Origin of the sequence: Planktotalea sp., from assembly GCF_018607965.1 — a bacterium.
Classification (GTDB): Bacteria; Pseudomonadota; Alphaproteobacteria; order Rhodobacterales; family Rhodobacteraceae; genus Planktotalea.
In genome coordinates this window covers 11,579-12,818 of record NZ_JABBAM010000015.1, presented here as the reverse complement: position 1 = coordinate 12,818, position 1,240 = coordinate 11,579, and the positions used below count along the sequence as shown (strand labels likewise).

The following is a 1,240-nucleotide window of genomic DNA, read 5'->3' as shown; positions in this document are numbered from 1 at the left end:
CCAAAGACTTCGCCAACCTCAACAGCGCCAAGATACACCGCAAAGAACAGCGCGCCTGAGATGCCGATGAAAAAGCCAGAAACAGCAAACGCGCTTAACTTGGCACGCATCGGGTTCACACCAATGATTTCCGCCGCGATATCCATATCACGGATAGCCATCCATTTTCGGCCCTGCATACCGCGTGTCAGGTTGCGGGCAATGACAGCGCTGATTGTGAGGAAGACAAGACAAAACAGATAGGTCGCCCAAGCATCCGTATTCGCCCCAGTCACAGGCACTCCAAACACAAAACGCTCTGGCGCGTTGATTTGACCAGACGCCGAGTAGTTGTAGAACCAGCTGACCTTGTTGAAAAGCCAAACCAGAAAGAACTGCGCGGCAAGTGTTGCCACTGCAAGGTAGAAGCCTTTGATCCGAAGCGATGGAAGACCAAACGCAGCGCAGACAACTGCTGTTATACCACCCGCAGCAATCACATGGAAAAAGATGTTCACGTCAGGAAAAGAGGTCATCAGCTTGTAGCACGCATAGGCACCCACAGCCATGAAACCACCAGTTCCCAGCGACACCTGACCACAATAGCCCGTCAGGATATTCAAACCAATCGCTGCGATTGAATAGATCAGGAACGGTAGCAAGAACGCGTTCGCCCAGTAGTCATTGATGATGAACGGAATGACTCCGAAGGCAACCGCCAAAACCAGATAGTAACGATAGCGATCAAATTTGATCGGGAACGTTTGGTTATCATCCGTATAGGACGTCTTGAAATCACCTGCTTCACGGTAAAACATTTAGACAGTCCCTTCGGAAAATTTAGTCGTGCGTGTGGATAGGATGAACATTGCTACACCCTCTCAATGATCTTCTCGCCGAACAGACCCTGAGGTCTGAAGACAAGAAAGATTAGGGCAAGCACGTAAGCGAACCAGTTCTCGGTCGCACCACCCACCATTGGGCCAATCGCGAATTCGAACAACTTTTCACCCACGCCGATAATCAAGCCGCCCACGATGGCACCGGGGATAGAGGTAAAGCCGCCGAGCATAAGAACTGGCAGGGCCTTCAACGCGATCAAGGATAGCGAGAACTGAACCCCTGACTTGGTGCCCCACATGATACCCGCAACCAAAGCCACGAAACCAGCAACCGACCACACCATAATCCACACAAAGTTCAGCGACACACCGACCGACAAGGCCGCTTGGTGATCATCCGCCACAGCCCGCATCGCGCG

At 52.0% G+C, this 1,240-nt stretch carries 1 protein-coding gene and 1 pseudogene; both read right to left on the bottom strand.

Annotated features, from left to right (window positions below):
• A partial coding sequence (locus QZ279_RS01070) for a branched-chain amino acid ABC transporter permease (protein ID WP_293446985.1) occupies positions 1 to 797 on the bottom strand: 797 nt, incomplete at its 3' end.
• Between the two features lie 53 nt (positions 798 to 850).
• Positions 851 to 1,240: pseudogene (locus QZ279_RS01065) on the bottom strand (branched-chain amino acid ABC transporter permease); the annotation flags it as partial.